Origin of the sequence: Sphingobacterium sp. Lzh-3 (assembly GCF_046764375.1) — a bacterium.
Classification (GTDB): Bacteria; Bacteroidota; Bacteroidia; order Sphingobacteriales; family Sphingobacteriaceae; genus Sphingobacterium.
In genome coordinates, this window is the sequence record NZ_CP177226.1 from 5,488,889 (window position 1) to 5,501,508 (window position 12,620).

A 12,620-nucleotide genomic window follows, 5' to 3' on the forward strand; every position below is an offset into this window, starting at 1 on the left:
TAGACTTAAAACTCCAGCCTATTTACCTGCTATGACATCGATATTCGGTGCAATCTGTTTTAATTTTTCGATAAACTCAGTAGGACTTTCTGGATCGACGAATATATCGTCAATCTTATTATAATGCAGTACCAATCCTTTTCTATAGGGTCTTAAAATTGTAAGTCTCATTGTACCAAGCCAGTCTACCTTATCTGTTTCTAATTTTCGTATAGAAGTAATATCAACAGATTTCGTACCGGAGACTGTCTTAATAAAAAGCTTATCACCTTCAATCCAATACCTTTTATAAAAGAATGTAAAATACCAAGTTATTGCGAATATACCAAATAACAATAGTGTCCCCAGATACAGTCCTTTTTCAAGACCTTTATAAGATAACATCACGATGAATATAGTCATCGCAACTCCCCAGATATAACTACCGAAACTTATGTGTGTTTTAAAGACTTCTCTCATAATCAATGATTTTTTAATAGTTCAATAATTTTAATTTTTTAAAGCCAGATTTTGCCTCACTTTCAATGGAAATAAGCTATATACTTCATGATATCGTTCAACGTTATCTTTATTATTTAGCTGAATTTTATAAATACGGGGAATAACCTCAGCGTCAATATTCCTTTTCATAAAATCGATTTCATCTGCTAACAATTCATTCTCCACATTCACCAACCAGTCTTTTGATAAGAGCTTTTGTATCCGACCTACTTCTTGCAAGAATTTATGATCACTATAACGTATTGCTACTTGCTGAAGACTATCTTTTTGATGTCTGTTTTTATCCTTAAAACGATCCACCAGTGTTAAGTATTCATTATATAACTTGTTGTTTTTCCCACCTGATACAACCGCCATTTTAATAGATTCGCTTTCATTTTTAGCCAACAATAGTTCTTCTAACTCGGCTTGTTTACCAGGACTTTCAAGCAAGAACTTATATTTCCCAGACTCATTGGGATCGAGCCAAAATGTAGTTGAAATATAATACTTTGGTGTACCAAGTTCAGGCTGACGGGCAAATCGCTCAATCTCCTGCGGCTTCACCACATTCCGCTCCCACGAAAAAACCAATTGATAAATCCCCTTTGGAAGCGATTTACTAGTTAAAACAAAATCTTCTTGATCTAATGTATCAGACACCATCTTTTCACCTGTCTCGAAACTATATAAATCGATATAGAAGGGAGCTGATACGGGAAGCTTTCCCATAATTTCAGTCTTTATCACATGAGTATGCCTATAACAAGCACAAAAAATAAGAACTGAAAAAAAGATAATTAGGTTAGGAATTTTTATCATAATCTTGCTCACTTGGCTTAGCCATATTATCTAGGATTTTCCAAACTGCTTATAGATCTCACCATTTTTTATTTCAACAATAAAATGATTCTTCTCATACAAACTTTGATGCTCCGCTGGCAATCTATATAAGCCATCTGGTACATATTGGGTAAGGCTGCTATTGGAGTACAGTTTATTGTTAACACTATTAAAATATATGCTAGTACTAGGCATAGGCTCTATTCGCGGATCTTGATAAATCTTTTCCCAAGTTGGTGCATATAAAGCGAAGTTAGAATTATAATTTATCTGTACAGTTTTTGGAACCTCAGGAAGAATATTTTCCTGGTTCGCCCCACCAGTGTTACCTATATATATCCAACCAATATTTTGAACAACAGGATAAACAATAGTTTCATTTGAATTACCAGCAAAATATTGATTATAGATCTGTTCGCTAATGTCTCTTGTTCCTACCAAGGTCTGTATCGCTGCTAAAAGATAAAATCCACTCCAAGGATCATAATGTGGTAAAGGATTAATATAGACATTCTCATAGCCATCATTTACGACCTGTTTAGAAAACAACAAAGTTCTTTCATTGATATCACTTACAATCGGGTTCTGAGCTATGAGAGATTTGTACGAAGAAATCAAACATTTCATTGTCGTCAAATTGGAAGAACCGATATAATGCGAAGGATTATCTAAATAAGTATAAATTACGTCAGGAGTATAATCTATATTCACGTCGATTGGCTTGGGAGTCCATGGCTGAGGTCCAACAGGTGTATTCGGTGATGTTGAAGCTGAGCATGCCAAACTTGATTGAATTAGCTGCGACATTTTCGTTGCAAAGTCGTAATTTGACACATCATGTGTACCAGCATATCTCATATATCGCATCGTAGAATCATTGTATTTTTCTGCACAAGAATTAAATTCTGTAGCTGAAACAACTACCTCCTCAATAAACTCGTTGTCTTTACTAGCAGCAAATTTTTGCGACCTATTTGGTTCTAATGAATTTTTACCACATCCCCCAATAAACAGTAATCCAAGAATTAAAATACTTTTATAAAATTCTTTCATAGCAACATCATTATAAATAGAAATATCAGTATCGACCAAGGCCATCGCCCGATCGATACTGAATTAAAATATTAATTATTTTGGCCTGTAAAATAAAAATCAGGATGCTCAACGCTCTTAAATTGGGACATGACTTCTCCGGTTTCGGAATTTACAAAGTATCCCAGTTCAAACGTATCAACATTGATCCGCTCCTGCAGTAAATAGCGAACATCGTTGTAAAGTGCTCCATCATTTCCCGTAGGTGTTCCGCTTAATGTAAATTTAAATTTACCATTTTCAATGGCGTAGGTATAGTTATACGTTAGGGTGAATGTTTTAGAACCTTCGTATGTCGTATTAAACACAATAGTCATTCTTTTATTAACAGATTGGAACTTAAAATCTATAGTCCTTAAAATAAAGAAATTAACCCCGTCAAATCCCCATCTATTAATTCCCGCTTTTGCTTGCGCTTTACGTGTCGCAAAATTTGTACTCCACCCATTATACGTGGTCACATCCGGAATTGTAATCACAGAGAAACTTGCTCCTAAAGCTGTAAGATACGGAACAACTGAAGAAGCATTAATTTTCAACGGATATTCCTTGCCATCTTTGTCAAGTCCAATAAGAGAATTCTCATCCTTCCATATGAAACGTTTTAGTTGAACATTATTTATTAGGACGCCACCAACGATTTCAAGTCCATCTATTGTATTACAGAATTCAACAAAGGAAGAAGAAAAACTTCCATCTGCATTGGCAGTAATAATAGACATCCTTTTGGTTCGAAAACCAAATGCCAATTCTGCTTCCACATTGCCCACAACAATCGAGGTTAACGGGTTTTTCTTAAAAAATGCTCTATTTTTGTTAATTACATCAAGATAGCCCTTTGAAGTATATTTTTTTGCTTCATCTTCTTTTGCTTTAACCAGAATAAGCGGTTTAATAAACTTACGTCCCTGAAAGAACAAGGTATCGCCATGAGTCTTCACGTAATCGTATTCATTGTCACTACCATGCCCTTTCCCAGCTGTTCCACCAAAAACACTAGGATCTGGATCTTGCAACATAGTAATATAGTTATACGTATCAAAAGAAAGCGTAGCATACATTATCTGACGTATGCGATAGGTGGACTCCTTTATTACGGAAGATGTATTCTCGTTCAAATCCGCAACCATCTTTAATCGATCATTTTCACCAAACTGCATATAGAAGCCATATCCCCCTTTGGATATCTCCGTGGTTGTATAAGCTTTCCACCCGTATGGTGCATCTACCAATGTCTTTTTAACATACAATAATGTATCGGAAATCCTATCATCGGGATTACCGAATATGGGATCCATTTCTTTTGGTTTGCTACAACTGAAAGCCAATAGGACCAAAAACATTAAATAAAATATCTTTTTCATAATCTAATACTTCCTCAAATTTACTTTGCCCATAAATGTTGCATTTGGATCCTTTATATCTTTTAAGATCAAAAATTGCAGATAATCGCTCGGATTGACCGACAAATCGACTTGTTTCCAGTCGGCTGAAAAACTAGTACTGCCCAAATAATCTATCAGGGGTTGCGTATCTTCTAATACCCAATCGATGGTACCGTTACCATAATTATTGCCTGTCCCTTGGGTCGCCGACTTAGCGATTTTAAATGTATTGTCTGCGTTTTTAACAATATCAAAGTCATAGGATGCCGTGTAGGTTACATTATTATCGCCAAATCCAATGTTTAATGTTGCCTTTGTAGCGGAGACAAACTGGAAGGTCATTGATTTGGTGGTCCAGCCTCCGAGCTCATCCAAAATTGCCATAAATAGTGATCTTTGCTTGCTGGAAATCGTGTTTTCTAATCCCCAGGTGTTTCGGATATCCCAGTCCAACGAACCAACATAGTCATTGCTCAATGCCGTTGTAGCGGAATAACGTGTAGATTTGTATTTTTCCGACATGACGCGCTGAAATTCAATCTGCAATTGCGTTACATCAATGTTAAAATTCTGCATCATGTAATCCCGTACAATCGCCTCCTTTTGCTTAAACTTGGGATAAGCATCCTTTCCACTATCGTAAGCAAAATCGTCATAATATAATTGACCAGCGACAATTAAATGTGATAAGACTTCGGCAAAATCTTCCCCGATCGACTTTCTCGAATAAGGTGTAATGAAGCCCAATGATCTTGCTTTTGCCTGGTCATTCTCCTGTGCAGTCCAATTCGAGTAATAATCACCTGCACATATTTTTCCAAACTCAGCAGGGATAAATCTCATCTGATTTAGGATATGGGTAAATTCATGGTGAATAACCTGAAGGTTACCGGTTACAGAATTTGAATTCGCAATGTCAAAATTATTAATCCCATACAAAGTGATCCTTCTACCTCCGTCTGCAGTTCCTCCTTTTACTGAGCCATCCACATCGTAATCACCTGATCCAAATAAAGCAAACTGTTTGGGTGTGTATGTTTTTATAAAAGGTACTCCCCCGATTTTCTTATAAACATCCAAAAATCCATTAATTACCACATCCATTTGTGGAATAACCTTGGATTCGTCTGCCGGTGCTATATTTTTATTAATATCATGCATATTTCGCTGATACCGGTAGACTACTTCAATATTATAGGGATCGGTCAGATTCTTTGTAATCCATTCGTCAATAGCTCCTGGAACAAAGGTATCGTAATTTTCAATTTTAGTATTCAGCTTCTCCTCTTTTACACAGGAATATAAACTGGCGAACAGACCGACTATTATACATGTTTTTATTATCGTTTTCATAAAATTACCTTGGATTTTGTTCAACACCTGACAACTTCGCTTCTTGTGGGATCTGGAAAACACGTCGTGGATCCTCAGGTTTTAATTCGATATAAGACTCACTCTCATCGTTGGCAATAATAAGATGTTTTACTGTTATGCCTTTACGAATAATATCGAACCAACGTAAACCCATCGACATAAATCCAACTTGTTTAAATTGTAGAACCGTTTGAATAAGTGCTTCCTTATCATCTTGAACACCAAAAAATGCTTTGGATTTTGCAGCCGTTACAGCATGGTTTGTAGGATTGTAACCATCTATTCGATTACTTGCCATTAAATTCATATCTGCAATACCAGCTGCATTATTTCCCAATTCCAAATAAGCCTCTGCCCGATTCATTAGTGCCTCATCTGTAATTAATACCGGGACCATAAGCATAGGAAATCCCGTATTTGCGGTTGCATTTGTTACATACCAAAATTCCTTCCAGATATAAGTAGTATAGTGTGGAGCACCATAGGAGACACCGAAATTATAAAACTTCGCTCCTGCAGCAGTAGTACCATTATAAATCTTTTGAAACACATTGATCCCCATAGCATAACGATTATCCCACCAGCGTTGATAACCACTATAAGTTTCATTAATCAACAAACTATAAGGTTGATCGGCCTTGGAAAAGACCGTATGTACCTCCTCGAAGGTCATTTTCTTGAATGTGGAATTATAAGGAATTAATTTTCCTGCAAAATTTCCTCCCGCAAAAATTTTGTTAGCATTGTCAACCACTTTTTGCCACTCACCAGTAAACAGATAAAAGCGTGTTGCAAAAGCATGCGCAGCAGCTGGTGTAAAATGGTATTTAGGTACATTCCATTCTGCTGGATTCCCGTCTAAAAGCGCTAATCCTTCTTCCAGATCCTTCCGAATATTATCATAAACAGACTTCACCGTTCCACGATCATATTTTTTGATCACCACGGTCTCCGGTTCTGTCACATATGGAATTCCGGGAGAGGTATTACCCTGCGGATTTTTATAGTCATAAACTTTCGCAAAGAAATTGACGAGCATAAAATGCGCATACGCCCTTGCAACCAAAGCTTCACCTTTGAATGCGGAAATTTCCTTTCCGAAATTATTTGTTTCGATTGCAGCCAAAGCATGGTTCGCAGCTGCAATAGCTTCGTAACAATTATTCCAGTAGCTATTGGGGCTATCCGTATCACTGTTGTTGATGTCTTGCCAACGATATAGGGAAGGAACTGGCTGATATAGTCCACCTACGCCTTTATCTTCCACATTATCTGAATAGGTTTCGGCCATTGCAAGATAATTACCAAAAGGGTAAGCTGACGTAATAAGTCGTTTGACTTTATCTACCGTATTGATCTCGGCGCGCATATCCGGTTGCTGATCAAGATATTTGTTACAACTGCTGAGTAGCAGCGTAGAAGAAATGAATAAATATTTAAGATGTGTAAGTTTCATAATTTAGTCGTTTAAAATCCCAATTTTACAGATAGAGTTACTTGCTTCGGAACGGGTAAGGCTACCCCTCCATTGTTATAGAACTCAGGATCGACTCCATTTAATTTTTTATCTGAATAAATCAACCATAGGTTATTCCCCACCAAATTTACTTGCGCAGTTCTAAATTTAATTTTACTGACAACAGATTTGGGAATATTATATCCCACTGAAATTTGCGATAAACGTAGGTAATCACCTTTTGCAACACGTTCTGATGAATAATTGTAAGCATTATAAGAATAAACAGATGCCGTACGGTTACCGGCAGCATTCTGGACATCAAATTCTGCTGTTAACCCATCGAGTGTAGAAGGAATTACTGTTAAATATTCGTCGCCTTTGTAAATAAAACGATTGATCAGTTCCCTTGATACATTATACATATCTAGATACACAGGAGAATAATTAGGCTGTAGACGAACCATATTGCCCAGACCAAACTTCAACAAAAAGGAAAAACTAAAGTTCTTATATTCCAATCGGTTGTAGTAACCTCCGGCAAGCGTCGGATCCACAGGACCTTCATATTTAAGAAACTCCGTTTGATTGTCCTGAAACCAGAAATAAGTTTCACCCGGAGTACCATCTGTACCGATATAAGTCGGATAACCTCCATTGGCGGCCAATTTATCAAAGTCCAGAGAATACAAACCCCTATGAGGTTTGCCGACCATTGCTCCACCCTCGCCGGAAATCAAATCCCAGATATTGCGAGTTACATTTAATTTGGTAATTTTCGTTTTGTTAAAACCAAGTGTAAGCTGTGTACGCCAAGTAAAACCATTCGGGTCTTTAAATGGATATCCGCCAACCTGAATATCAACCCCATGACCTTTCATATCAGCGTAGTTTGCTAATTTCTCAAATTGTCCACCAATCCCTGAAGTACGAATTGGCCCAATTAAATCAAATATATTACGCCTGTAATAATCAAAGTTCAGATCGATTCGATCGTTCAAGAATCCTAAATCTGTACCAATATTAAGTTCGTACATTTTCTCCCAGGTTAGCTCGGAGTTTTCTAGGCCACTTATACTAATCTTGCCTTCTTTTTCTCCGTCGTAAGGTCTATAAGTAATAGCATTATAGAAAACAGCCGAAGAATTGGAAGCATTCCCCATATTAGCAACCAGACCATAAGTTCCCCTTAACCTAGCACGTGACAAGATCTTATTATCTCTATTAAAGAAATTCTCTTGATCGATATCCCATGCTGCCGATACGTTCCAGGTCGGTAACCACCTTGCAACATTCGTCCGCCCCATTTTATTGGCTCCGTCATAACGTGTTGTAAAGTTAAATGAGTATTTATCTTTATAATTATAAGCGCCGCGCAATGCATAAGCTAATTTGCGGTCATAAGTATAGTTCATCGCAAATGGTGAATCGCCAGATTCAATCTGTTTTTTATAATACCGATAGGCAGGTAAAACCAGATTGCCATTTCCATATTCGATTCCTGGCCCATTAAAATCGTGGCTCTGCTTATCCGCATATTGGAGTTCATAGGTTCCAAACAAGTTCATGGTATGGTCATTCCACTTTTTGTTGAATTCTAAATTATGCCGCATATAATAACTAATCATATTGTTATTGGCAACATTAAAAAATCCCCCATTGGGAAGAATAACATATTTATCGGTATTTGGAAAATCGGGATCAGCATAGAGAAAGCGATTTCCGCTATTGACAGTTTGGTCTTGATTTGCCCGATAGGCTTTAGAAAGGTTGGCATTCTCCGTGATCATATGTTGCCTTTCAGAATTATAATAACGATACATTCCGGTTGCTGAATAGGTCAAAGAGGGCAAAATCTTATACGTTAAACCAGCCTGAACTTTAATATCCATCAATTTTAGTTTGATATAGTTATTATCAAGTTCATTGAAGATATTAAATGGTGCATAATCTCGCGTGAAATACTCTAAGTCACCATTTTCATCGTACGGTGTAATAATACGACTGGTATTTAGCGCATAGGAATATGGGTTAATGTCAAAGTCCCGGGAATAACTACCATAAACAGCATCGGAGTTACGATTTAGAGTTCCAGGCGTACGTTGATCACGAATATTTCCCTGAAAAATAAACTCTGTACTCAATTTATCATTGATTTTATAGTTATTACGGATATTAGCCGTAAAACGTTTTGCCTGATTACCAAGCGTATAACCGGGGTCATTCATAAAACTCGTTGAAGCATAGGTCTGTGCCTTTGCAGTCCCAGTACTCATACTCAACGAATGGTCATGTACAAAACTATTTCTAAACAATAAGTCAAACCAATCTGTATTCACGTTTGCATAACGTTGTAAAAAATTATAGCGAGAAGGAGCATCATTTCTGAGTTTGAAAGAATCGGTGTTTGGATCATACTCATACATGAGATTATACATTTTGGTAAATACCCCTCCTGTTCCTGCTCTCGAAACCTGAGAGTGATTGAGATAACCTTTGTTTTCCATATCAATTACCAACTGCATCTGCTCAGCAGAATTCATGATATCGAATTGATTATAGTTGGGTTTAATATAAGTCGTAAAGTTTCCGGAATAATTAAAATGTACCTGCCCATCTGTATTTTTACCTTTTTTTGTATTCACGACGACCACTCCATTCATCGCAGCAGCACCATACATCGCAGTTGCGGCAGCATCTTTCAAAACGGTAATCGATTCGATGTCGTCGGGATTTAGCCCAGCTACAGAAGAGCCTAAAAGTGTATTTGCGTCTCCTGTAGACAATGCTTCGTTGGAGATATTGACAGCCTCATCTAGGATGACACCATCAATTACCCATAAAGGTTTATTATCCCCAGTTAATGAGGTTGCGCCCCGTACCCGAATTTTTGGTGCTGCACCAAATGTCCCAGATACGTTTTGAACAGAGACACCCGCTGCTTGGCCTTCCAACATCCGGGAAACATCAGGAACCCCAGCTCGTTCGGCTTCTTTCGCATCAATTTTCGTGGATGCACCCGTGAAAAACTTACGATCAAGATTCTGATATCCAGTCGCAACCACGTTGACTTCGTCTAATTTTAAATCATTAGCTGTAAGTGTAATATTTACGGTTGACTTACCCTCCATAGAGACTTCCCGTGTGCCAAATCCTACATACCGTACAACCAAAACAGCCGATGTAGAAGCATTGATTTTAAAATGGCCCAAGTCGTCAGTCTGTGTTGAAATAGAGGTTCCTTTTACGGTTACTGTCGCTCCGCTCAACCCTTTTCCGTCCTGACTCTTAACAGTTCCAGAGATACCCTGTTGCAGCGCATTTCGATCCGAACGACTGCCTTCCTCGCCATTAACTGAAATCGTATTTGCTATAATCTTATAGTCTATATGATTATTGCGTAGGACAGAATTCAATGCCTCTTCTACTGAAGCATTTTTTAAGTTCACATTGACCCTCACCTTAGAATCAACATTCTCCCCATAAAATAATTGCAAATTGGATTGTTTGGAAATCGCATTCAATGCTTCTTCAATTCTTGCATTTTTCATCTTCAAAGTAACTTTCTGTGCAAGGCCATTGGCTTGAACTCCGGTCACAAAGGCGAAAAGAAGGCAGGTACTAATTTTCATAATACGTAAAGGTTTACAAAACCGTGGGTCATGAGGTATCAGTCGCCACGTTTTGCCAAATGGTAAGTTATTCATACATTTACTTTTTGTGGTTAATTGGGTTTACTTAATTCGCTTTAAAAATTTCTAGGCCTTTTGATCATTTCGGAACAGGGATGCTGCAACATTCCTGTTCTACTTTTTATGTAAGACCTTTAGGTTAGGTATTATTTTTCTTACATAAGCACTCCTTTTTATTTGTTTTCGACAATTAATTCTTTTCCTTGAAGCTCAAATTTCAAATCACAGACGTAAGTCAACATTTCCAAAACTTCGGACAGCTTAACATCGCGTTTAAAATTACCATTATACACCTTATCCAGCGCCACATCTTTTTTAAATCGAACCTGAACATCGTACCATTTAGATAGTGTAGAGGCAATCTCTACAATCGTTTCTTTCTTAAAATAAAACTGATTATTATGCCAGGAAAGATCGTGATCTAAGTCTGCCTTCCCTTTGCTGAGAAGTTCACCTTTGAGATTCGCATACTCTCCGGGCTCAAGAACAATAACATTTCCTGAATGGCTAACTTGAACCCTTCCCGAGGATAATGTCGTACGGACATTACTACTATAAGCGTTAATATTGAAATGCGTTCCCAACACCTTCACTTCGCTTCCTCTAGATTCCACAACAAAAGGACGCTCAGCTTCATGAGCGACCTCGAAGTAAGCCTCCCCCTCCAAGATAACGCGACGCTCATTTTCTTTAAACTTTACAGGAAATTTAAGCTGAGAGTTGGCATTTACCCAAACCTGAGTACCATCTTCTAAATTTAATTTATAAAAATTCCCTTTTGGAACAACCAGCGTATTAAATTGTATTCGAGTCTCAGCTTTCGGATTATTCAGTTGATCAACACTATCTTTATGTGTTAAGGCAACTATTTTCGGATCAACAGCTTTGTTAGATTTCTCCAAAGGCATAATCGATCCATCCGCCAGGACGAGTAAAGCTCCAGATTGCGCCGGTGAAATATCCCCTTTTACAGGATGTACAATTGCTACTTTCTCTAAAACTCTCCCTTTCTGCTGAAGGATATAAAAGAGCGCTGTTCCCAGCAATATCACGAGAATGGCTGCCGCACGAAGAAGTGGTCTATAATTTCTCTTTGCTTTAGCGGAAACATGTTGAATTTTATGCCAAGCACGATCTTCATCCAAATTGTCCAAAAAGATAAGATCCTCCTCAATATTTTTTGCGTCCCGAAAGCTTTCTAGCAAATCATCGTTAGTTTTGTCCGATTTCCGCCACTGCTCAATAGCATTACGCTCCGTCATGGTTTCTTGACCACGAAGTAACTTATTGATGAGTTTGGCTATGTAATTGGTATTAGCTTTCATATCCATAGGTTAGAAACCCTATAGAATCGTCAAGGGTGACAAGAAATTAAAATTATTTGAATAAAAAAATAACAAGGGGTAAAAATTCGGGATGCAGCTTATCCAGTAAAATCTTCATGCCTCGCTGTTTTTGCGTTTTAACGGTATTTACGCTGATCTGAAGTTTTTCGGTAATTTCAAGATTCGACAAGCCTTCTAAATAGCCCATCTTAAAAATTTGCTGACACGCAGTAGGCATTTCGGCGATAATTCGATAGACTTCATTGATCACTTCGGTATGAATCACGGACAGTTCAACAGAATGCGCGTCTTCTTCATTGAACTTTACTCGGGTCCAATATTTTTCTTTTACTTTTTCATGTCTTAAATGCTTCAGACAAGAAAATCGCACCGCAGTATATAAATAGTTTCGTACAAACGTTTCCGACTCATCCATTCGTTGTTGCTCCTTAAAGAATGTTATAAAAGCTTCCTGCACCAAATCTTCTGCAACGGAAGATTCTCCCACAAATTTCCATGCAAAGTGGCATAAATTTTTATAATACCTTCTAAATAACTTCTCTTCAGAGCCCATAATTCCAACGGGTATAACAAAATTGATTAGAAACAGTCCTTGGCGGCTGATTAACTACTCTAAGATAGAGTTTTTTAATATTGTTTAACAAAATTTAACATTTTTATTACATAAAATATTAATGTCTAGGCTTAAAAATTCTATTTCTCAATAAATTAACTTCTCTTGACCCTTTTTTGCAAGCTTATTCTCTCATTAAAAATTTATTCTCACGTCAAAACAAAATCCCTGTTTTTATCATTTATTCATAGGAAAAACAGCTGAAAAAACACCATTTTCCGCTTTTTTTTACTATATTGTAAACTTTCAAAAAACCTTCATCGCTATATAAGCGTTGGCAACGATGAACTGTAGAAGGTTCTTATTGACAAGTAAAACAAACACTTCAATAAAAAATTA

The 12,620-nt window shown here is 37.3% G+C and carries 9 protein-coding genes; all 9 read right to left on the reverse strand.

Translation table 11 applies throughout. From position 1 onward, the window contains the following. Nucleotides 1-18: 18 nt before the first annotated feature. Complete coding sequence (locus ACLCDV_RS23190) at nt 19-459, reverse strand: PH domain-containing protein (protein WP_411972346.1); 441 nt, start codon at nt 457-459, stop codon at nt 19-21. A 30-nt stretch (nt 460-489) separates the two neighbouring features. Further along, complete coding sequence (locus ACLCDV_RS23195; protein ID WP_411972347.1) at nt 490-1,302, reverse strand: hypothetical protein; 813 nt, start codon at nt 1,300-1,302, stop codon at nt 490-492. A 30-nt stretch (nt 1,303-1,332) separates the two neighbouring features. Beyond that, nucleotides 1,333-2,376, reverse strand: coding sequence for a hypothetical protein (locus tag ACLCDV_RS23200; RefSeq protein WP_411972348.1), 1,044 nt, complete (start codon nt 2,374-2,376; stop codon nt 1,333-1,335). A gap of 71 nt (nt 2,377-2,447) precedes the next feature. After that, nucleotides 2,448-3,779: a DUF4302 domain-containing protein gene (locus ACLCDV_RS23205; RefSeq protein WP_411972349.1), complete on the reverse strand. Its 1,332-nt coding sequence runs from the start codon at nt 3,777-3,779 to the stop codon at nt 2,448-2,450. Between the two features lie 3 nt (nt 3,780-3,782). Next, the gene (locus ACLCDV_RS23210; RefSeq protein WP_317669434.1) at nt 3,783-5,153 is read right to left on the reverse strand and encodes a substrate import-associated zinc metallohydrolase lipoprotein; all 1,371 of its coding nucleotides are present in this window, start codon (nt 5,151-5,153) and stop codon (nt 3,783-3,785) included. Between the two features lie 4 nt (nt 5,154-5,157). Continuing rightward, on the reverse strand, nt 5,158-6,630 hold the full coding sequence (locus ACLCDV_RS23215; RefSeq protein ID WP_411972350.1) for a RagB/SusD family nutrient uptake outer membrane protein: 1,473 nt from the start codon (nt 6,628-6,630) through the stop codon (nt 5,158-5,160). 11 nt (nt 6,631-6,641) lie between these two features. Next, complete coding sequence (locus ACLCDV_RS23220; protein ID WP_411972351.1) at nt 6,642-10,262, reverse strand: SusC/RagA family TonB-linked outer membrane protein; 3,621 nt, start codon at nt 10,260-10,262, stop codon at nt 6,642-6,644. A 233-nt stretch (nt 10,263-10,495) separates the two neighbouring features. Further along, nucleotides 10,496-11,647, reverse strand: coding sequence for a FecR family protein (locus ACLCDV_RS23225; protein ID WP_411972352.1), 1,152 nt, complete (start codon nt 11,645-11,647; stop codon nt 10,496-10,498). A 52-nt stretch (nt 11,648-11,699) separates the two neighbouring features. Further along, the gene (locus ACLCDV_RS23230) at nt 11,700-12,221 is read right to left on the reverse strand and encodes an RNA polymerase sigma-70 factor (protein WP_411972353.1); all 522 of its coding nucleotides are present in this window, start codon (nt 12,219-12,221) and stop codon (nt 11,700-11,702) included. Between the last annotated feature and the right edge of the window lie 399 nt (nt 12,222-12,620).

What these genes read in the sequence shown, in the direction of transcription:
- ACLCDV_RS23220 (WP_411972351.1), bottom strand. Translation starts at nt 10,262, where the DNA reads ATGAAAATTAGTACCTGCCTTCTTTTCGCCTTTGTGACCGGAGTTCAA.
- ACLCDV_RS23200 (WP_411972348.1), bottom strand. Translation starts at nt 2,376, where the DNA reads ATGAAAGAATTTTATAAAAGTATTTTAATTCTTGGATTACTGTTTATT.
- ACLCDV_RS23205 (WP_411972349.1), bottom strand. Translation starts at nt 3,779, where the DNA reads ATGAAAAAGATATTTTATTTAATGTTTTTGGTCCTATTGGCTTTCAGT.
- ACLCDV_RS23190 (WP_411972346.1), bottom strand. Translation starts at nt 459, where the DNA reads ATGAGAGAAGTCTTTAAAACACACATAAGTTTCGGTAGTTATATCTGG.
- ACLCDV_RS23195 (WP_411972347.1), bottom strand. Translation starts at nt 1,302, where the DNA reads ATGATAAAAATTCCTAACCTAATTATCTTTTTTTCAGTTCTTATTTTT.
- ACLCDV_RS23230 (WP_411972353.1), bottom strand. Translation starts at nt 12,221, where the DNA reads ATGGGCTCTGAAGAGAAGTTATTTAGAAGGTATTATAAAAATTTATGC.
- ACLCDV_RS23215 (WP_411972350.1), bottom strand. Translation starts at nt 6,630, where the DNA reads ATGAAACTTACACATCTTAAATATTTATTCATTTCTTCTACGCTGCTA.
- ACLCDV_RS23225 (WP_411972352.1), bottom strand. Translation starts at nt 11,647, where the DNA reads ATGAAAGCTAATACCAATTACATAGCCAAACTCATCAATAAGTTACTT.
- ACLCDV_RS23210 (WP_317669434.1), bottom strand. Translation starts at nt 5,153, where the DNA reads ATGAAAACGATAATAAAAACATGTATAATAGTCGGTCTGTTCGCCAGT.